The sequence below is a fragment of the Pseudomonas sp. St316 genome, assembly GCF_018325905.1.
GTDB lineage: Bacteria > Pseudomonadota > Gammaproteobacteria > Pseudomonadales > Pseudomonadaceae > Aquipseudomonas.
In genome coordinates, this window is record NZ_AP021901.1 from 449492 (window position 1) to 470012 (window position 20521).

Annotated in this window: 19 protein-coding genes, 1 tRNA gene and 1 pseudogene; 11 read left to right on the forward strand and 10 right to left on the reverse strand. The window is 55.7% G+C overall.

What is annotated here, in order from left to right:
- Positions 1-752: 752 nt before the first annotated feature.
- The gene (locus KI237_RS01925; protein WP_212798568.1) at positions 753-1589 is read right to left on the reverse strand and encodes a MipA/OmpV family protein; all 837 of its coding nucleotides are present in this window, start codon (positions 1587-1589) and stop codon (positions 753-755) included.
- A 205-nt stretch (positions 1590-1794) separates the two neighbouring features.
- On the opposite strand from KI237_RS01925, the gene KI237_RS01930 reads away from it, so the two are divergent.
- The 3 genes from KI237_RS01930 to KI237_RS01940 all read left to right on the forward strand — a co-directional run bounded on the left by KI237_RS01930 (position 1795) and on the right by KI237_RS01940 (position 4348).
- The gene (locus KI237_RS01930) at positions 1795-2472 is read left to right on the forward strand and encodes a response regulator (protein WP_212798569.1); all 678 of its coding nucleotides are present in this window, start codon (positions 1795-1797) and stop codon (positions 2470-2472) included.
- A gap of 62 nt (positions 2473-2534) precedes the next feature.
- Positions 2535-3860 (forward strand): sensor histidine kinase, encoded by a 1326-nt coding sequence (locus tag KI237_RS01935; protein WP_249410684.1) that lies wholly within the window; start codon positions 2535-2537, stop codon positions 3858-3860.
- A 62-nt stretch (positions 3861-3922) separates the two neighbouring features.
- Positions 3923-4348: a hypothetical protein gene (locus KI237_RS01940; protein WP_212798571.1), complete on the forward strand. Its 426-nt coding sequence runs from the start codon at positions 3923-3925 to the stop codon at positions 4346-4348.
- Between the two features lie 159 nt (positions 4349-4507).
- Here KI237_RS01940 and KI237_RS01945 read toward each other — a convergent pair.
- A pseudogene (locus tag KI237_RS01945) lies at positions 4508-4843 on the reverse strand (IS4 family transposase); the annotation flags it as partial.
- Between the two features lie 740 nt (positions 4844-5583).
- On the opposite strand from KI237_RS01945, the gene KI237_RS01950 reads away from it, so the two are divergent.
- The 8 genes from KI237_RS01950 to KI237_RS01985 are packed head-to-tail and all read left to right on the forward strand — an operon-like array spanning position 5584 to position 13864.
- Positions 5584-6480, forward strand: coding sequence for a nitrilase family protein (locus KI237_RS01950; RefSeq protein WP_212798572.1), 897 nt, complete (start codon positions 5584-5586; stop codon positions 6478-6480).
- A gap of 39 nt (positions 6481-6519) precedes the next feature.
- On the forward strand, positions 6520-7683 hold the full coding sequence (locus tag KI237_RS01955) for a substrate-binding protein (RefSeq protein ID WP_212798573.1): 1164 nt from the start codon (positions 6520-6522) through the stop codon (positions 7681-7683).
- A gap of 58 nt (positions 7684-7741) precedes the next feature.
- Positions 7742-8575 carry a branched-chain amino acid ABC transporter permease gene (locus tag KI237_RS01960; protein ID WP_057407801.1) on the forward strand — a complete coding sequence of 278 codons (834 nt, stop codon included), beginning with the start codon at positions 7742-7744 and terminating at the stop codon, positions 8573-8575.
- On the forward strand, positions 8568-10379 hold the full coding sequence (locus KI237_RS01965) for an ABC transporter permease subunit (protein ID WP_212798574.1): 1812 nt from the start codon (positions 8568-8570) through the stop codon (positions 10377-10379). The genes KI237_RS01960 and KI237_RS01965 overlap by 8 nt, the downstream gene beginning before the upstream one ends.
- Entirely contained in the window at positions 10376-11083 is a 708-nt protein-coding gene (locus KI237_RS01970) for a branched-chain amino acid ABC transporter ATP-binding protein (protein ID WP_212798575.1), read from the forward strand. The genes KI237_RS01965 and KI237_RS01970 overlap by 4 nt, the downstream gene beginning before the upstream one ends.
- Before the next feature lie 5 nt (positions 11084-11088).
- Complete coding sequence (locus tag KI237_RS01975; protein WP_283246285.1) at positions 11089-12090, forward strand: asparaginase; 1002 nt, start codon at positions 11089-11091, stop codon at positions 12088-12090.
- A gap of 9 nt (positions 12091-12099) precedes the next feature.
- Positions 12100-13251, forward strand: a complete 1152-nt coding sequence (locus KI237_RS01980) for a transporter substrate-binding domain-containing protein (protein WP_122277259.1) — start codon at positions 12100-12102, stop codon at positions 13249-13251.
- 4 nt (positions 13252-13255) lie between these two features.
- Entirely contained in the window at positions 13256-13864 is a 609-nt protein-coding gene (locus KI237_RS01985) for an ANTAR domain-containing response regulator (protein WP_212798577.1), read from the forward strand.
- A gap of 231 nt (positions 13865-14095) precedes the next feature.
- Here KI237_RS01985 and KI237_RS01990 read toward each other — a convergent pair whose 3' ends face one another.
- The 8 genes from KI237_RS01990 to KI237_RS02025 form a co-directional block, all read right to left on the reverse strand.
- Positions 14096-14359 carry a hypothetical protein gene (locus KI237_RS01990; RefSeq protein WP_212798578.1) on the reverse strand — a complete coding sequence of 88 codons (264 nt, stop codon included), beginning with the start codon at positions 14357-14359 and terminating at the stop codon, positions 14096-14098.
- A gap of 371 nt (positions 14360-14730) precedes the next feature.
- Positions 14731-14806: transfer RNA gene (locus KI237_RS01995), tRNA-Thr, on the reverse strand.
- A 75-nt stretch (positions 14807-14881) separates the two neighbouring features.
- Positions 14882-15706 (reverse strand): FkbM family methyltransferase, encoded by an 825-nt coding sequence (locus KI237_RS02000; protein WP_212798579.1) that lies wholly within the window; start codon positions 15704-15706, stop codon positions 14882-14884.
- A gap of 331 nt (positions 15707-16037) precedes the next feature.
- Complete coding sequence (locus KI237_RS02005) at positions 16038-17270, reverse strand: methyltransferase (protein ID WP_212798580.1); 1233 nt, start codon at positions 17268-17270, stop codon at positions 16038-16040.
- Entirely contained in the window at positions 17251-17940 is a 690-nt protein-coding gene (locus KI237_RS02010; protein ID WP_212798581.1) for an ABC transporter permease, read from the reverse strand. The genes KI237_RS02005 and KI237_RS02010 overlap by 20 nt, the downstream gene beginning before the upstream one ends.
- A complete protein-coding gene (locus tag KI237_RS02015; RefSeq protein ID WP_212798582.1) occupies positions 17937-18632 on the reverse strand; it encodes an ABC transporter permease in 696 nt (231 codons plus the stop codon). The genes KI237_RS02010 and KI237_RS02015 overlap by 4 nt, the downstream gene beginning before the upstream one ends.
- A gap of 78 nt (positions 18633-18710) precedes the next feature.
- Positions 18711-19466, reverse strand: a complete 756-nt coding sequence (locus tag KI237_RS02020) for an ABC transporter substrate-binding protein (RefSeq protein WP_212798583.1) — start codon at positions 19464-19466, stop codon at positions 18711-18713.
- A 13-nt stretch (positions 19467-19479) separates the two neighbouring features.
- Positions 19480-20253, reverse strand: a complete 774-nt coding sequence (locus KI237_RS02025) for an ABC transporter ATP-binding protein (RefSeq protein WP_212798584.1) — start codon at positions 20251-20253, stop codon at positions 19480-19482.
- Positions 20254-20521 lie beyond the last annotated feature (268 nt).

Genomic DNA, 20521 nt, shown 5'->3' on the forward strand with positions numbered 1-20521 from the left:
GGCGGTGACTAGCAAAGCGATAAGCGAGACTGCAGCAGATCCATGGCGTGCATCGATAAACTCCCATATCGAATGAGAGCTGCCACGTTCGTTCTCAGGCGAATGGGTGGCAGCTGTGCGCAGGCTGAGAAACCGGAGATACAGGAACCCGGCAGACCCGAAGGTCTCCCACGCACAGCCGCCATTGCACGGAATGCGGACATAAAAAAACGCCGCAAAACGTGGTTCGGGCGCTGTAGCGCCTGCATCTTACTCGGGTTCTCAGGCCCGGTCGCTGAATTGGCAGCGACGTTCAGAGAGTAGTGGGCGATTGGGGAGGCTGCAATCGTGGCGCGATGCTGGCGGGTTAGGAATTGTGTGTCTTGGATTTAGGCTTTCGTGATCACCGGTATGCACTACCTGGTGGTCGGCAGCGTGGGTAATGAGCAGCGGCGCCACAGCACCTACGAAACGAAGATCATGAAGGCAGTGGAGCTGCGGGTGTTTCGATTGCCATTGTGGGTGAGGAGAGGGCATCAAAAATCGATGCCTACTTCAGAGCTTCCCTAGAGCCACTTTCCCAGTCAGTTTTAAATTCATTTATTGCTCCTCAAACTAAGCATAGTTAATAACATGGCTCTGAGTGACATGGCATAATCAAGGCGATTTGGTGAGTTGGGTAGCGCCCCATCATCTGAACTGGGGCGGGGCGAATTTGTATTGATTGACAGTGCATAGCCACAAGCTACCGAGAAGCACACGTCGAACAACGATCAGAAACTATATGTCACCTTCAGGCTGCCAGTGGGCGATGTTTTTCGTTGAACAATTGGACTATTTCGTGCATCACCAGCCAACTGCGTAAAACCTGCTGCGGCAACTACGCTCCAGTCTTGATTAAGCTTGTGCGTCCAGTCCGTATTCAGTGAATAGGCATAAATTCCAGACTTGGCATCATATCGAGTAACCCCCGATGCTGCCGACTGTGATGCACTTACCCCGTAGTAAGTCTGCATGTACTTGCTGGTCCCCCAACTATTGGTCAGCGCCATCGTCACAGCGTTTTTCGATGACGTATAGAGCGGGCTGACAATGCTGAAATGCAGGGCCTCACCATTGCTTCGCTGAGAAATCGGCACTTCAGCCTGCAATTGCAAATTAAGCCAGTCGGTCACCTCGTATCCTAGGCCAGGCAAACCGATAGCTGAGCCCTTAACGTCACCCATACCTCGCAAGTAGTCGCTACCGTAGCTGAGCGAGTCGCTGTCCACGTCACGATCCTTTCTGCCTGCGCGATAACTGAGCGCAGCGCTGTAATCAAATTTGCCGATGTTGTTACCGTAACCGATACCACGCGTGGAGCTGACGAAGAAACCATTTAACATAGAGTAATCAATCACTAGGGCCGTCGTGACTCGGCTTTCATCCGAACCAGAATAACGTGGCGCAACTTCTACGCCTCCTCCCAAGGTCAATTCGTTGCCCTGTTTCTGTTCTGCTGCCAGTATTGGGGTTGCCAATAACGCGAGGACAAATCCTGACAACAATTTTTCCAGGGTATGCCCCGAGAGTGAATGGAGGAACTTATGACTCAGTTCGATGTTTCTCATTAAGGAAGTCCTTGTGGGTTCAACTGACTACGATACAAGCGGTTTTAAACGCCAGAACGCTCAGTTTGAATGCTGGCCCTGAAGTTCTCATGAGCCAAAAATGAAGAAATACTGAAGCTAGTACCAGTTCTGCAAACCTGATAAATTTACTGACACCGTTTTTTTCTTCAGACTTTCTTCATTCACTGTTGATAAAATCACTATTGTGAAAATTCTCCTAATCGAAGACGACATCGACCTCGGCAATGGCGTACGTATTGCCCTTACAGACCAAGGATTAGATGTCATATGGGTTCGCCGTAAAGTGGATGCTCTGCATCAACTCGATCTATGCGTGCCAGAACTTGTATTGCTCGACCTCGGCCTGCCCGACGGTGATGGCATGAGCCTGATGGCGCGTCTGCGTCAGCAGCTCAAGGGGATCCCCGTCATCATCCTGACTGCTCGGGGCACTCTGCAAGATCGCTTGACTGGGCTGGATGCCGGTGCAGACGACTATCTCGTCAAACCTTTTGTTCTCGCTGAGTTATTGGCCAGGGTGAGAGCACTTGTGCGGCGCAGTTACGGTTTTAAGAATGATGTGATAGAGATTCGAGGGCTATCTCTCCATGTGCCGACTCGTCGCGTGACAGTGAGCGAAAGTCATGTTGATTTGACGGCAAGTGAATGCGCGCTGCTTGAAACGTTAATGTTGCGTTCTGACCGTGTTCTGACCCGTAGTTTTCTGGAAGAAAGGATCTTCGGTGCAAAAGAAAATATGAGTAATGCGCTCGATGTACATATGGGAAATTTGCGTCGAAAAATTGGTGACGGCTATGTGCGAACGGTGAGAGGTGTGGGGTTTGTCATTGAAACCGTACCCATTCAGAAGGGGGCAGGTTGATGCGTAATTTTTGGCGCTGTCTGAGAATTCCAACGCTCGTACGGCGAATTATGATCGCCCAGATGCTATTACTCACGCTGCTTTGGTGTATTTTTCTGACCTACATTTTATGGGATAACTTACGCAGCCCTCCAATGCTATCAGGCAACAAAACCTATGAAACCATTCTGACATTGGTGGATCGTATGGGGGATCGCCCGCACGATCTAACCGATGTGCTGGAAACATTCAGCAAGGCATTGCGGGAAGGCTATGGCGGAGGTGAAGACCCAAAAATGTCAATCAGCATAATCGTTCGGAAGAATAAAGAGATAATTTATTCATCTGATGGCGCTCCAGTAGGAGTGACAAACACCGGTTATGGGATGATTCAGAGTGTTCAGAGTAACGGCCGCACCTGGACTAGTCGTACTCTGAAGTCTAGGAGCTCCGACACAGAGGTGACCCTGCTCACTCCTGCTGGCGGTTGGAACTTCTTCATATACCTGAACTCGCGCGGATACTACATATTACCGCTGCTGGTATGCATTCCTTTTCTTTTGTTTCCTGCGTGGCTGTCAATCCGCATTGCAATGCGTCCCTGGAACAAGGTGGCAAATGAAGTTTCCTTACGAACACCAGAAGATCTTTCTCCCTTAAAAGCAGTTCCCAAGCACAAGGAGCTTCGCCAAATAGTGGACGCGATTAATATATTCCTTGCCAGGGTACGAGAAAGCACTGAAAGGGAACGGATTTTCATTGCAGATGCCGCTCACGAGCTGCGTACTCCACTGGCTGCAATGCGAGTCAATGTTGAAGCTTTGCAGTCCGATGTAGGCAACGTTAGTCAACAGGAATTGCTTGCAGGGATTATTCGTAGCAATAGCCGTGCTGCTCGTCTCGTCAATCAGTTGCTGCTGCTGATGCATAGTGAAGCGCGCATTGACACTGTTATGGAGCCTGTGCCGCTGACGACGCTCATACAAGAGCGAATGGCTGAGTTGGCACCGCTAGCGGCTGAGAGCCGAGTTGAGCTTGAATTCTACTCTCATGATGAAGTCTGGATTACAGGTGTCAGGGAACGCCTGATGTCGCTGATCGACAACTTAATTGAAAATGCTGTGAAGTACAGTCCTGAGGGCGGGCGGGTTGAAGTAGAGGTACGATCGTTAGAAAAATCCATTCAATTGCGTATCTCAGATGCAGGGCCCGGAATCATGGTCGAATTGAGGGAGCGGGTGTTCGACAGATTTTTTCGTGATCCCAATCAGATACAAAGCGGGAGTGGATTGGGGCTTGCAATAGTCAAAGCGGTTGCGCAGCAACACAACAGCAGTATTTTACTAAGTACGTCTGCAGAAGGTGGGCTCATGGTTATTGTTGATATCCCAAATCACAACTCCGTCTGAAAGAGAACGCAATTTTAGTCTCGGTCATGCGTAGGACATTTACCAGAATAATGGAGCATAAGTTGAAATATTTGACCCTGGCTACAATATTGTTTTCTATATCACTTAGCGGATGCGCCATAACCGTCAGTGATTTGAAAAACAGCAAGTCATCCTTAGACGGCAGTTTCATTAGCAAGACGGGGACCTCCGATACTTATCGAACCATAAGGCACATGGCAAGGCAGTGTATGGAATATGAGGCATATTCAGGAAATCCGGTCATCGTATTAAGCGAGTTTGACGGTGAGCGTAAAGAAGGTGAGATCATTCAAAAGTTTCTTTCAGAAGGACTGTTGATCAACAACACGCTAATTCAGATAGAAAGTCATGATGGTGACAAAGCTAAGATCAGCCTATACACAACCAAGAATATCTTGAGTACGGGCATCAGGTCGCCAAAAGTGAGTGATATCAAGCGCTGGGCTGATGGCGATAGAACCTGCTAACACGACACTCTCGTACAACTCAGCAATACCGCGAAGCATCCCGACCTGAAAATTAGTGAAGAAACGGGGTCAGACCCTGAGGGATCCCCACAAATCTACTCCAGGCTCTGCGCCTGATAATGCACCTCGTCACGCAGGGCCTGCTCGAGCTTTTCTAAATGCCTTCGTCCGCCAAAGTCCGTGCAGCAACGCCAATCGAGACCAATCGACCAAAATCAATGGATGTTTTAGTGAGCCCAGCAACGCTCGTAACATTACCCAGTAGAACAGTGGACGCTCTGCCCTTAGGTGCCGATTACCCAGCAATCGGTCTACTCGCTTGATGGCATGTTTGGGGTAAGCCCGACCCGGCAGAGACCGCCCTAGACCCGTCAGCGTCAGACGACGGCCTTGCAGTAATGAACTGACACAACTCATCAACGTCGTCAGACGGCGGGAATGGACAGAGGAAAGTGCTTGAGCGAGCGCTCTGTATAAAAATCGGATGGCCTGCATGAGTTCGGGATCTTGTTTTTGTGTGGTGCAATACAAGCTGCCGACTCATTCAGGCCTCTTCAATCTTCCAACTTCTTGATTTTCTGTAAGAAAATTTGGGGGGCCCTTAGGGTCAGACCACGGTAATCGGATAGGTCATCTCCGCATCTTTACAATGCCAACCCTCGCTTGGTTGAATCGCACGGAAGCGGAGGCAGTGCGGGTGAGGTGTTTTTAGCGCTCCCAGCTTTGCGCTTTGCGGGTATAGGTAACGGCCTCATCGCGAGCAAGCTCGCTCCCACAGGTTTTTCAGGGTGTGGACGAAAAGTGAACACCCCAGAAACAACAAAGCCCCCGCATTTCTGCGAGGGCTTCGTTTTGTATGGTGCGGCACCAGGAGTCGAATAGAAAAGTAAGCACCTGTTTTACAACGTAATTACGCTGATTTATTTCTATCCCTACGATTATCCTAATCAAGTCGCAGGTGTTCGCTAGGTTCGACGGCATCACTCAATACAAGCGAATAGCTACAGGATTGGCAAGATTGACGCTGGAGCGTAGCCACATCAGCAGAGTTCGATTCTGTCGTTAAAAAAATCGTTGACGTAGCTCGAAAGGTCGGTATAACTTCCATCAAATAGGTCGCCTTTTCTTGTCAGAAATCGCAGACCCTCAGCAATATTGCTGAGTACATATCGGCTATAGAAGCCCCTGATTTGCGTGAATAGCGCAGTCGGGGGTTTTTTTTTGGAAAAATTTAAATGTCGACTTTGAAATCCTCTGACGAAACCCAAGAATTTCCGAGCACCACGGTGGCAGCCGTACAAATGGAGCCACGAGTGGGCTGCAAGGCTGAAAACCTGGAAGTGTCGCTGCACCTGATAGCCGAAGCGGCCAGCGCCGGTGCGCAGATCGTTGTACTGCCCGAATTGGTCAGCAGCGGGTATGTCTTTTCCAGTCGTGAAGAGGCCTTTGAACTGGCGGAATCCGTACCGGCAGGCATCAGCACCCAGGCGTGGGTAGACGCGGCCCGCCAGCACAACGTTTACGTCATCGGCGGCGTTGCCGAACGGGTGGGGCACAAGCTTTACAACGCTGCCGTCATGGTCGGCCCCGAAGGTTATGTGGGGACTTATCGCAAGCTCCATCTATGGGGTGACGAACATCTGTATTTCGAGGTCGGCGATCTTGGTTTACCGGTGTTCCATACGCCTTTTGGCCGCTTGGCGATGATCATCTGCTATGACGGCTGGTTCCCGGAGGTCTATCGGCTGTTGGCCATGCAAGGCGCAGATATCGTCTGCATGCCAACCAACTGGGTACCCATGCCGGGACAGGGCAACGGCGCCATGATCATGGCCAATACACTGGCCATGGCCAATGCGCACGTCAACGGTCTGAACATCATTTGCGCTAATCGCGTAGGCACCGAACGCGGTCAGCTCTTTGTGGGTAACAGCATCATTGTCGGCGCCGACGGTTGGCCATTGGCTACCCCAGGCAGTGCTGACCTCCAGCAAATACTCTACGCCGACATCAATCTGAAGGCGTCCCGTCAATCCCGGCACCTTACGACGTTCAACACGGTCCTGCGTGACCGCCGCACCGACATCTACGACCCCATGCTAGGCACCGGCTGGCAGCTACCTCGCTACTAACCCCCCTTATCTACAATAAAAAATATTGAGGATACTCACATGAAATCCACTTATCCCCTCATCCGCATTGCCGTTCTTGCCGCTACAGCACTCGTAGCAACTCAGGGACATGCCGCTGAACCGATCAAGATTGGTGTCGCGGTGGGGTTGTCAGGCGCCAATAGTGTCGTGGCACCGGCTGTAGTCCAGTCCTCAGAACTCGCTGTGGAGCAGATCAACGCCGCCGGTGGAATCCTCGGTCGCCCGGTGCAGTTGGAGATTGTCGATGATGCTTCCGGCGCAATAGGTGCACAGAAAGCCTTTGATACGCTGGTGTTGGAAAAGAAAGTAAACGCCATTATCGCGATGGAAAGTAGCGCCGCGCGCAATGCCGCCTTGCCGGTTATTTCCCGGGGGCGCGTGCCCTATATCTATACCTCGTTCTATGAAGGCCGTTCTTGCAATAAGTGGATGTATGTCAACGGTTGGGTACCAGAACAGCAAGTTGCCCCCGTAGTGGATTACTTCAGCCAGAAACTCGGGGCTAAAAACTACTTTCTTGTCGGTAGCGATTACGCCTTTGGCCGGGGCATGCTGAAGTTTACTAAAGCGTACATTGAGCAACACGGCGGGAAGGTCATCGGTGAAGAGTACCTGCCGATGGACGGGAGTGACTGGACCGCCGTTATTTCAAAAATTCGCTCGACGCAACCTGACGCGCTTATCAGTGCCACAGCAGGTGGCGCACCTAACGTCTCATTGGCCAAACAGTTGAAAGCAGCGGCGCTGACACTGCCTTACGGCAACCTGGCCATTGACGAAGGCACCGGCAAGACCATGGGGGATGTCGCAACAGGCATGTACATGTCGGCTTCGTACTTGACCAGCATCGACACACCGGAAAATAAAAAATTCCTGAGTGACCTCGGCCAGAAGTTTGCCGGGAACCTGTCCACGCCAAACGAACTGTCCGAACCGCAATATGAAGCCTTCTTCCTCTACAAGGCCGCGGTGGAAAAAGCCAACTCCATCGACTCCGCGGCGGTCGTAGAGGCGCTGAACGATGTCTCGATCGTCGGGCCACGTGGCGTTGTGCAGATGAATGCCAGCCGTCATACCCCACTGGCCATGCGCCTGGGCCAAATACAAAGCGATGGTTCTATTCGCATTCTTGAAACCCAAGAAGGAGTCAGCCCAGGTATTCAATGCCCGAATTTGAAATAGTCCATTGCTTGATTACTAAGTAACGCTTCACGTTGCATTCTCCCCGGAGGGAGACGTCATGGTGTTAATTCTAGATATAACAACAACAATAGCCATGCTGTTCATTGTTACTGCGGGCCTGATGATGATTTTCGGAATAATGAAAATCGTCAACTTCGCCCATGGTGCCTTGCTGACAATGGGAGGGTATGCGGCGTTTGTCGTGACCCAACTGGGATGGAGTCCCTGGCTTGCGTGGCCGTTGGCTCTCGCGACCGGAATGATCGTTGGCGCGATCATCGAATACTTGATTGTTAGGCCACTCTATAAACGTCCTCTGGATGCCATCCTGGCAACCTGGGGGCTGGGTATCGTGATCGGTCAGCTGATCATTCTCGCCTTTGGCCGGGACGTGAAGTTTGCAGACGTGCCCCTGACAGGAACCTGGTCGCTGGGTGGAACGGATTACTCCGCCTATCGATTGCTGCTGATTCCCTTGGCACTCGGCCTGTGCGCTTTGCTGACGGCGCTACTCAACGGGACCCGCTTCGGTGTCAAAACCCGCGCCGTCATCATGAACGAGGAATTGGCCAGTGGCCTGGGCATCCATGCCGGGCGCATACGCTTCATTACCTTCAGCCTGGGCGCGGGCCTGGGCACATTGGCCGGGGCCTTGATTAGTCCGCTTTCGAGTATTGACCCAGGCATGGGGATTATCTGGCTGGTTTCTGCCTTCATGCTCGTCATGGTCTCCGGGCATTCGATGCCCAGCCTTATCGTGACTTGCGCGGTATTTGGTGCGTGCCAAGTTATCGTGAGCACCTATGCGAGCCCGGTACTCGGCGGACTCACGATTGCCGTGTTGGCGGCGTTGACCTTGCGTATTCGTCCAAAGGGGTTCGCACATGACTAACACTACGTTGCAGGCGGCAAACCCCCAATCCACGGGCTCCAGTCGTCAGGGAGCATGGGGCCGTTCGGGCGTGCTGTCTTTGATCGCCATCGCATTGCTGGTCGCTGGCCCATGGATTTTCGACAGCTACGTTCTCAACCTGCTGATCAAGGCCTTTCTGTTTGCGATCGTCGTTATCACGGTGGATGTGCTGTGGGGCTATACCGGATATCTCACCTTTGGGCAGTCGGCGTTTTTTGGTATCGGTGCGTATGCCGCAGGCTTGGTTTTTACTCACTTTGGCCTGTCGCCTGGCTCCATTGCTATCGCCATCGGGCTCGCGCTTGTCGTCCCGATGGTGGTTGCAGGGCTGGTGGGGTGGCTGTCCTTCTACCGGGGCGCCTCGCCGTTTTTTGCCACGGTTATCTCGCTGGTGTTGCCCATCGTAATGACCCAGTTGCTGCTGTCCGGTGGGGAGTGGACGGGCTCCAGTTCGGGCCTGACCGGCTATGACACCTTCGACTTGTCGCTCAATGCCTGGTACTGGATCGCCGGGAGTGGCGTGGCGCTGATAGGGCTTTTCGCCTGGCTGTTCGTGCGCAGTGATGCCGGGCGTGTGCTGGCGTCGATACGTGACAACGAGTCCAGATGTGCGTACCTGGGGATCAACGTCCCGAACATCAAAATCCTTCTGCTGATCGCCACTGCGGCGATTACAGGGATCGCAGGTTTTAGCTACGGTGCTTTCAGTGGCGTGGTGGCGCCCGAGTTGTCCGGTTTCGTCTTGGGTACCGAGCTGATCATCTGGGTTGCGCTGGGTGGACGCGGCACGTTGTGGGGGCCCATGGCGGGGGCGATTCTGATTAATGTCGCAACGGCCTATCTCGGCAGCCGCATGCCGTTTTTGTGGCAACTGATCCTCGGCCTCTCTTTCGTGCTGGTGATCGTCTTGCTGCCGCAGGGGATCGTCCCGGCTCTGCTCAAGCCCCTCGGTTTCGGTGCACCTTCGCGGCGAGTACCGGCGCTGGTTGAACGTGAAGGGAAAGCGGTTCCCGAATCGGATGGCGTGCCTGCGCTTCTAATGGAGGACGTCACCAAGAGTTATGGTTCGCTCAAGGTACTGCAGGGGATCAACCTCAAGGCCGAGGCCGGTGATCTGGTTGGATTGATTGGCCCCAATGGTGCCGGTAAAACAACGCTGATGCGGTGCATGAGCGACGGGGCTGACCGTACATCCGGGACGGTGCATCTGTGCGGCAACGATATCCGTCGGCTTCCGGCTGAGGCCTGCGTCCGTTTTGGTCTCGGGCGCAAATTTCAAAATGCCAATATTTTCGAATCCCTGACCGTCGCCGAGTGTCTGCGTATGGCCGGAACCCTTCACGAACGACCCTCGTTTTTCACTCGGGCGGATACGTTGGCCTTGCCATCCTATGCCTTGGACGTTCTGCGGGTTACCGGGCTGGATAACATGCTGGACGTGGTCGCTCGAGACTTGTCGCACGGTGAACAGCAAGCGCTGGAACTGGCCATGGTGCTGGCCCTGGAACCTCGTATCGTGCTGCTCGACGAGCCTACCGCAGGGCTGACAAAGACCGAACGCACGCAAATCGGTGTGGTGCTTTCCATGCTCGCAAACCGCTACAAGTTGTGCTGCCTGCTGGTTGAACACGATCTGGATTTTGTGGAACAGATCGCTACCCGAATCGTGGTATTACATCAAGGGACGATGGTCATGCAGGGCACTTTCGAAGAAGTCGTCAACTCGGACTTGGTCAAGACGATTTATGCCGGGTCTGCACTTGCTCCACAGGAGGTCGCATGAACGGTGCCACATTGGAACTGAATTCAGTCACGAGCGGTTACAGGGCGTCCGTCGTCCTACGGGATATGTCGTTCAAAGTCGCGGCCGGCGAAGCGGTCGCATTGCTGGGCAAGAACGGCATGGGCAAGACGACGTTGCTCAAGACCATCATGGGGTACCTGCCCAAGAAACAAGGCACTGTTCAAGTCAACGCCTGTGACATTACCCGACTGTCGCCTCATCGAGTCGCACAAGTAGGTATTGCTTATGCGGCTCAGGAAAAAGCGCTTTTCACCGAACTGAGCATCCGGGACAACCTGCGTATGGGGCTCGAGAAAGACGCGTTGTTCGATGAGCGTTTCGCTGCCATAGAATCCGTGTTCCCGGTTTTCAAGGACCGTCTGAAGCAGTACGCCGGCACGCTGTCGGGAGGTGAGCAAAAAATGCTGCTGGTGGCGCGCGCGTTGATGATGCGCCCCTCCATCATTTTGCTGGACGAAATCACTGAAGGCTTGCAGCCCTCGGTGATTGACCGGATCGCTGTCGCACTGGTGCACGAGCGGCAACGCCACGGCACGACCCTGCTGCTTATCGAGCAAAATGTGCCGTTCGCATTGAAGGTGGCGGATCGATACCTGGTGCTTAAACAAGGTGAGATCGAAGAGGAAGGCGACGCCCGCGCGCCGGGTGCTACCGAAGCCATTTTCAACCATCTGAGGGTGTGACGCTTATGGCCCTGTCTAGCTCTGACGACCTTCCGTTGTGCCTGTTCATCGCAACAGGCGGAACAATTGCCATGCAAGTTGACCCTTCGACGTCAGCCCCGATACCTGCGTTGTCGGGCAGCGACTTGATCAAGGTCGTTCCTGCCATCGCAAAGATCGCGCGGCTCGAAATCAACAACCTGTCCAATGTTCCGTCAGTCGAAATGGGGCCGCAGCGCTGGGTACAGCTGCATCAGATCATTGAAGCCGCGTTGGCCCGTCAGGATATCGCGGGTGTGCTGGTGTCACACGGCACCGACACCCTTGAAGAGACCGCGTGGTTTCTCGACTTGACATTGACGTGCCGCAAGCCTGTTGTGCTTATCGGTGCTCAACGCAATGCATCCGAATCGGACTTCGACGGGCCACGCAACCTGATGAGCGGTGCCAGGGTCTGCGTTGAGCCTGAATCTTCGGGCAAGGGCGTGATGGTGGTCCTGAACGATCAGATCAACGCCGCACGGGAAGTCAGCAAAACCCACACCTCGGACGTTGAGTCGTTCAACTCGGGCGACGCCGGTTTTCTCGGAAGAGTGGACGGCGATACGGTCATTTTTTATCGCTCATCCTGTCGTCGACAATACTTGTCGCTGGGGCGAGACAGCTTGCCTCGCGTTGACATCGTAGCTATGTACGCCGGCGCCGACGCCTCCTCGTTGAACGCTGCCGTGCAGGCGGGCGCCAGGGGGATCGTCATCCAGGCGCTGGGGGCGGGAAATGTGAATGCCCAGGTGTATGCAGCCATTTCGCAGGCGATCGACGCCGGTATCACGGTGGTCGTTGCCACCCGCGTACCTCGTGGTCGGGTCAGGCCTCTCTATGGCTTTGCCGGGGGCGGCAGTACTTTGAAAGAAGCCGGTGTCATCTTCGCCAATGACCTGAGTCCGCAGAAAGCGAGGATATTGTTGATGTTGGCTATCCAAAGCCTCAGGTCCGCAACCGAACTACAAGACATTTTTGATCAATAGGTGAGCGTCATGCCAAGCACCAAGACAGCAGTCACTAAAGATCAGGGGTGGCCTATCGGCATCTTGTACTCGCGCTCGGGTGCTACCGGTGTCACCGAGTCCGAACATTTTTTTGGTACTGCGCTGGCGATCGAGGAAATAAACTCCCTGGGTGGCGTCCTGAATTTGCCGTTGATTCCAACCGCATATGACCCGAAGGGGTCTGCGGAAGAATACCGACGCTTGACCGGCAAGTTGCTGATCGAAGATGAGATCAACGTAATTTTTGGCTGTTCCCGATCTTCCAGCCGAAAAGCGGTGCTGCCGCTCATCGAGCGCCATAACGCGTTGCTCTGGTATTGCTCGTTCTATGAAGGGTTCGAATATTCACCAAACATCATTTATACCGGCGCCGTACCCAATCAGAACAGCATTCAACTGGCCGCCTACCTGTTGCAAAACAAGGGCACCCGGTTCTTTTTGGTGGGCGCGGACTACATCTATCCGCGTGAATCCAATCGCATCATGAGGGACGTCGTTGAACAATACGGCGGCGAAATTGTGGATGAGGTCTACCTGCCCATCGACGCAGGCGTAGAGCAGCTCAAGGACGTTTTGAATGAAATCCGCGAAGCCCAGCCGGATGTTGTTTTCTCGACCCTGGTCGGACAGTCGGCCCGGTCTTTCTATCAGCTGTATGGCGAGCATGGGCTAGATCCCAAAAAAATGCCCATTGCCAGCCTATCCATGACCGAAGAAGAAATCCGTTTGATCGGGCCGCAACTGTGTGAAGGCCACATCACCGCCGCCACCTATTTCGGCTCGCTGCGCAACGACAGTAATCAACGGTTCATTGAGCTTTGGCGCACACGATTCGGTGATCGGCCAACCAGTACCTGGTCGGAAATGGCCTATTCCCAGGTTCACCTGTTTGCGCGTGCTCTGGAGCGAGCTGGTAGTCTGGACAGGCGCAAATTAGTCGACGCTGTACACAAGGTGAAGTTCGCTTCGCCAGAAGGGCCGATAGCGATTGATGCGGAAAATAACCATTGCGCCCTGACGCCCCGGATCGGCATCTGCCGCAGTGATGGGCAATTCGACGTCGTATGGGAAGGTTCGGGGCCGGTCAAACCCGATCCTTACCTCTCCACTTTCGGCTTCTCTGAGTTTTGGTTGAGGTAACGCCATGAGTTCCAGCCTTCGCCGTCTCTATGAAGATTTGCGCAGCATCTGCGTTGCGTTTGTTTATCCCCCTGGGGATGACCGCGATATTGTCATGCAGCAACTGAAAAGAATTGGCTGCCGCGTGAAGATCGTCTGGCCATTCCCCTCAGAGCCGCCTGCGGACGTCGACGTCATTCTCTTTCAGATTACGCAGGATCTGGAAGGCAATAAGATCTGGTCGGGCGCCTCCGTCAACGCGGCACTCATCGCGCTTTCCGACTACGAAAGCCCGACCATCTTGAAGTTGTTGCTCGATACGCGCGCTCACGGAGTGATTTCAAAACCGTTTCGATCTTCCGGAATTCTTAGCACGCTGGTACTGGCCAGAGCCTCGTACAGCTACCAGGAACGCTTGCAGGGGAAGATCGACAAACTGGAGTTGACCATAAAATCCCGTCGACAGATCGAAAAAGCCATTCGGGTGTTGGTCGAACGTCAAAACCTGACCGAGACTCAGGCTTACGAACACATGAGGTCGCGGGCAACCAAGCTGCATGTAACCGTCGCCGAGGTGTCCGGGATGATCATCGAGGCCCATGAGGCCATGGAACGGCTTGGTTTGAAGCTTTAGCTCTGGCGCGCCGCGATCCGTTTGCACTCGTTGTAACGAGTGTCTACAGCCACTAAAACAAGAAAACCCCTATGACAATGCTTGATTCCCGCCTCACGGGTGAGTCTCGGCCTGGCCCGATATCGCCTGGATTTTTTAAACGCGCTCTTGGCGACCTTCCGGTCGGCGGCAAACTGGCGTTTGGTTTTGCGCTCGCGGTGTTGGTAACCATTGGGGGTGATTGCTACGGCTTTAGTGAGTCAGCACTCTCTGTTCAATGGCAATGAACAGCTGAACAAGGTCATGGTTATCAATGAACGGGTGCTGCGTGCCCGAGTCGCCGAAAACAGCTTTGCGTTGAGTCGTGCCGATGATCAACAGCAAGAGATCAAGCAGTCGCTTGCCGTCGCTGTCGAAACGCTTTGAAGCTTGCTGCTTGAACAGAAAACGTCTGATAAACCCTGGCCAGGGATGCTGGAGGCTATCGATCTCTATCAAGCGCAATTCGAAGCTCATGCCGGCCTGTTGAACGCTGGATATCTCGCGCAATTGGGGATGCAGGATCAGGCGCGTACGGCGGCAGAAAGCTTCGAATGGGTCTTTCTTGATCTGCTCGATAACTTGAGAGGAAACGGGGTCAGACCACGGTAATCAGATAGGTCATCTCCGAATCTTTACAATGCCAACCCTCGCTTGGTTGAATCGCGCGGAAGCGGAGGCAGTGCGGGTGAGGTGTTTTTGGCGCTCCCAGCTTTGCGCTGTGCGGACATAGGTAACGGCCTCATCGCGAGCAAGCTCGCTCCCACAGGTTTTTCAGGGTGTGGACGAAAAGTGAACACCCCAGAAACAACAAAGCCCTCGCATTTCTGCAAGGGCTTCGTTTTGTATGGTGCCGGCACCAGGAGTCGAACCCGGGACCTACTGATTACAAGTCAGTTGCTCTACCAACTGAGCTATACCGGCGTGTGGGCGACGATTATAGCGATTGGGTGAGTTCTGTAAACCCCTGAATTCTGACTATTTTTGCACGCCCCATGCTTAAGCGCGGCGTAGCAGGGTGCGTACTTTCTGAAAGGCTCGCCACGCACGGCTGTTTTGCAGGGCATGGAGTTGCGCTTCGGCCTGCTCAGCCCGTTGCAGGGCGGCGCTGAGTTGTTGGTCGGTGTCGTCGATGGGGTGGCTGAATTTGTGGCCTTTGCAGAGTTGGAAACCGTCGAGGTTGCACGGGGGGATGTCGAAGGCGGGTTTGAGGGCCAGGTGTTCTTCGGCGAGGTAGTAGGTGTTGATGCCGTCGAACAGGATGGACTGGTAGCCGGCGTCGGTCACCAGGGTTTCCCAGGCCTGGTCGCGGGCCCATGGGGTTTCGATGAGGATGATCCAGGGACGCCAGCGGCTGAAGTCCATGCCGCGCAGGACGGTTTCTTCGTGGCCTTCGACGTCGATTTTCAGGAAGTGGATGGGGCGGTCCTGGGCGTATTGCTCGCAGATGGAGGCCAGGGTGCGGGACTGGACGGTCTGGTTGCGCACGTCCATGCCGGCGTCGCGGTGTTGTTGGGCGACGCTGGCTTCTACTGTGGACAAGCCGGTGTCGGCGATGGTGTAGAAGGTCAGGCTGTCGGCGTTTTCGCCGGCCACGCATTGCAGGTTGATGTCGTCGGGGCGTTGTTGGCAGAGGGCGTCGTAGTAAGCCGGCACCGGTTCGATGTTGATGCCGCGCCAGCCGCGGTCGTAAAACGCTCGGGTGACCGAATCATCTGTCGGATGGTTGGCGCCGACGTCGAGGTAAAAGCCGTTTTCCACCGATTGAAGGGCGCGCCACAGGCGTATGTCTTCGAAGTTTTGTGCGTAGGAAATGAACGTCACGGCCAGTCCTTGAGTGTGTCGGCATTGTGTCAATCACAGTACGTTGGGCTGTTGTATAGCACGGGCGCGGTGGACGCAATTATTGGCGCGAGGCAGCACTGAATTCGGCGGTTATGTCGTTTTGCTTAGACGCTTATGCACAACGGGCAGGATAAGGCGCTGGGCATCTTGCGATTTTGTGACCGCTTTCGCGTTTCGTCGCAAATGTCTGTTTTCATGGTTTTTTATCCATGTGAACAAAAAATGACCAGCGCTGATTGGGTCATGAAATCGCGAATTTCTTGGATCCTGGTTTATTTCATCAACAGAGTTATCCACAGGGTGTTTCGTCTCAGCAACGCTCTGCCAGCAACAGCAGATTGCGCGGCGTCAGGGGCGTTTCGCAGAAGGTGCCAAGGCGAACCTCGTAGCCTTTTTGCGTGAGGAAAAGCGCCCGGTCCAGAACCAGCCAAAGCTCCAGTGGCCGCCGGAAAAGCCCTCGCACCAGTTCCAGGTTGCGCACCTCCGCCAGGCGCTGATGGCCTGCTGCTTCCAAGGCGACCCAGTCAGGCGCGCCGACTGTGGATAAGTCTTTCAGGGCCGCCAGGTCGGTGCAGTACTGCGCGAAGGATTTTTCCAGCCAGGCGCTGGGCAGTGAGGGAGTGGGCAAGTAGTCGTCGCACCCTCTGATGTGCCGTTGCAGCACGTCGAAGCCCAGGCGCCAGGCCATGGATTGGTCCCGTTGTCTTCTGACGCGCGCCCCAGCGGTGACGGTTTCGGTCAGCGGCAGGCTCAGATCGTCGAGCGACAGCCGTAGGGCAGAGCCCTTGGCCGCGTCGGACAGCGCTTGATAACGCTCGCTGCTGATGCGGTTGTAGCAGCACGGCGCGATCGCCAGTTGTGCACAGCCGACGGCGCTGGCCAGGTGCATCAGACGCACGTGCAGATCACCGCAAGCGTGCAGAGCTACGGGGGTGTGTTCGGCGTGGAGCGCCTGAGCGGCGTCCGCCGCCAGCACGTCTTGTTGCAGGTGCGTGGCGGGCAGGCGATGGCGCTGGCTCAGTTGTTGGCCGCTGGCGACCAGGGCGGGGTCATATTCCAGGCAGGTCAGCTGCTGAGTACCGTGCAGCAGGCGTCGACCGAGGTGGCCTTTGCCGGCGCACCAATCCAGCCAGTGGGTCGGCTGGGTGGTGAAGTGCAGGCGGCTGGCGAAGGCTTCGATCTGCTGCCATTTGCGTCCGGGCACGTCGACGTTGAGGCGATGGCTTGGCGCCCGGAGCGTGCTGGCCGGCAATTCTGCGACAGCGCTCAATGCCCGGGAGATAGCGGCCAACTCCGGGAATGGCGCTGGCGCGTCTTTCATCAACCACGGCTGATGATGGTCGTTTTCTGCCGCTTCCAGCGAGCGCTGGCGTAGCCATCCGGACAATTGCGGGTGGGACGGTTCCCAAGGCAGTTGCAGATGGGTGAACGGACGCGGCTTCCACAGTGCTTGGTGCGCTGTGAGAAAAACGTCCAGCGCCGTGAAGCGGGCGAGCAGTGCCTCGCCCATCAGAATGTCGCTTTCAGCGACCTTGGCAGGCATCGACGCGCAACCAGCGTTCCAGTTGTTTGAAACCTTGCACCAGGACGAAGGACATCAACAGGTAGAACATGCCGGCCGCGAAGAAGATCTCCACCGGCATATAGGTCCGGGCAATGATGGTACGGGCCATGCCGGTGAGTTCCAGCAAGGTCACGGTACTCGCCAGGGCACTGGCCTTGAGCATCAGGATCACTTCGTTGCTATAGGCGGGCAGGCCGATGCGCGCAGCGCGGGGCAGCATGATGTAGAGCAGCGCTTTGGGCCGCGACATGCCCAGGGCCCGTGCGGCTTCGATCTCGCCCCGGGGGATGGCCTGGATCGCACCGCGCAGGATCTCGGCGATGTAGGCAGCGGTGTGCAGGGTCATCGTGGCCGTGGCGCACCAGAAAGGATCGCGCAGGTACGGCCACATTGCACTGCTGCGCACGGCATCGAACTGCGCCAGGCCGTAGTAGACCAAAAACAGCTGGACCAGCAGCGGCGTGCCACGGAAAAAGAAGATGTAGGCGTAGGGCAACGCCCGCACGTACCACAGGCGCGAAGAGCGGGCGATGCCCAGTGGAATCGCCAGCAGCAGGCCGGCGATCACGGCGATGGCCACCAGCTCCAGGGTCAGCGTGGCGCCTTGGGCCAGCTTCGGCAGCCATTTGATGATGATGTCCCAGTTCATTGGGTGCTCCTGGTAAAGCCACGGGCGGCGCGTCGTTCCAGCAGGTGCATGCCGATCATGGCGAACACCGTCAGGCCCAGGTACATGAATGCTGCGACCATATAGAAGGTGAACGGTTGCTTGGACACGGTTACGCCGATTTCCGCATGGCGCATGATTTCTTCCAGGCCGATCACCGAGACCAGTGCGGTGTCCTTCATCAGGATCATGAACAGGTTGCCCAGACCGGGCAGGGCAATGCGCCACATCTGCGGCATGATCAACCGAGTGAAGATCCGCCACTTCGACAGGCCCAGGGCGACGCCGGCCTCACGGTGACCCTTGGGGATCGCCAGAATCGCCCCACGAAACACTTCCGTGGCGTAGGCGCCAAAGCACAGGCCCAAGGCAATGACGCCAGCGGCGAAGGCATCGAGGGTGAGGTCGGGGTTGCCGAAATACTCACCCAAGGCACGTAGCAGGTTGACGGTGCCGAAATAGATCAGCAGCACCCAGAGCAATTCCGGGATGCCGCGAACCAGCGTCGAATAGGTGCCGCCCAGCCATTGCAGCGGCTTGTACGGCGAGGTCTTGGCCAAGGCGCCGAGCAGGCCGAGCACCAGCCCCAGGCAGAGGGCCGTGAGCGCCAGTTTGACGGTCATCAGCGCGCCGGCGGCAAGCGCCGGGCCGAATCCGTAGAGATCGATCATCATGGGTAAGAGTTCATATCGCGGCAGGCTTTGCTAAGGGCCGGCGCTGCCAGGCAGCGGCGCCGGCCAGGCACATCAGTATCAATAGATGCTGAACGGGAAGTACTTGTCGTTGATCTTTTTATAGGTGCCGTCGGCAATGATTTCCTTGAGTGCGGCGTTCAGCTTGTTGCGCAGTTCGTCGTTACCCTTGCGCACCGCAATGGCGATCTTGTCGCCTTCCACCACCGGGTCGCCCTTGAATTCGTAAGCACGGCCAGCTTCGGTTTTCAGCCAATCGTAGTTCACGTATTTGTCCGCCAGGATCGCGTCGACGCGGCCGGAGGTCAGGTCCAGGTAGGCGTTTTCCTGGGTGTCGTAGAGCTTGGCGGTGATATCGCTGCCCAGTTCGTCTTCCAGCCAAGTGCCGGCGAGGGTAGAGCGCTGTGCCCCGATGACCTTGCCTTTGAGAGACTCTTTATCGGTTTTGAAGTCGACGTTTTTCGGCGCGATGAATTGCAGTTTGTTGGAGTAGTACGGGTCGGTGAAGTCCACGGCTTGCTTGCGCTCGTCGTTGACCGACAGCGAAGAAATCAGGAAATCGAACTTCTGGGCCATCAGGGCGGGAATGATGCCGTCCCAGTTGGACGTGACCACTTCGCACTCGACTTTCATCTTGGCGCACAGGGCGTCGCCAATGTCTTTATCGAACCCCACGACCTGGCCGCTGGCGTCCTTGTTGTTGAACGGCGGATAGGCCGCTTCGATGCCCATCTTCAGCTTTTCGGCCGCCATGGCGCTGGCCGAGAAAACCAGGCTGGCCGCTGCGGCCAGGAGGAATTTCTTGTAGGTCTGCATGTGTATTGCTCCGTTAGCGGTTGCTGGACATGAATTGTTTGCAGCGCGCCGAAAGCGGGTTCTCGAAGACCTGCTGTGGCGATCCTTGCTCCTCGACCAGGCCTTGATGAAGGAACACGACCTCGCTGGAAACCTGACGGGCGAAGCCCATTTCATGGGTGACCAGCAGCATGGTGCGTCCTTCTTCGGCCAGGGCGCGGATCACACTAAGTACTTCCTGGACCATTTCCGGGTCAAGGGCGGAGGTGGGTTCGTCGAACAGAATCACCTTGGGCTGCATCGCCAGTGTGCGGGCGATGGCGGCGCGTTGTTGCTGGCCGCCGGACAGTTCGGCCGGGTAGGCGTGGCGCTTGTCGGCGATACCGACTTTGGCCAAAAGGGCCTCGGCCACTTCGACGGCTTCGGCCTTGCTTTGGCCAAGCACCCGGCGCGGCGCTTCGATGATGTTATCGAGCACGCTCATGTGCGGCCAAAGGTTGAAGTTCTGAAAGACAAAACCGATCTCGCTGCGCATGCGGTTGATCTGTTTGCCGTCGGCGGCCACCAGCTCGCCATTTTTCGCGGCCTTGAGCTTGAGCGCTTCGCCGGCCACCAGGATTTCACCCTGGTTAGGGTTTTCCAGCAGGTTGATGCAACGCAGGAACGTGGACTTGCCGGACCCGGAGGATCCGAGGATCGAGATCACATCGCCGTCGCGGGCGGTCAGCGAGACGCCTTTGAGCACCTCCAGCTGTCCGTAGCGTTTGTGCAGGTTGCGGATTTCAAGCGCGGGCGTGGCCTGGGCCATGTGCGGTCCTCATGGTATGTGCTCCCTTGCTGTTGGCTGCCTTCCTTGGCGAGGCGGCCAAGCTAGCATGCGTGGCGAATGGCAGCCAACAGCGCTACGGGCGGTAAACCGGTGATGTGCGGCAGGTTGTCGCATCGGCGCAGCAGACTGTCGCGCCATCAACAACCGAACAGCCGTTTGAACCTGGTCTACCGGTGAAAAGCCCCGGGAGTCGCGTAAAAAAAGGCGCGATGGTGCCAGCTTTGGGCGGGGGTTGGAAGGGTTAAAC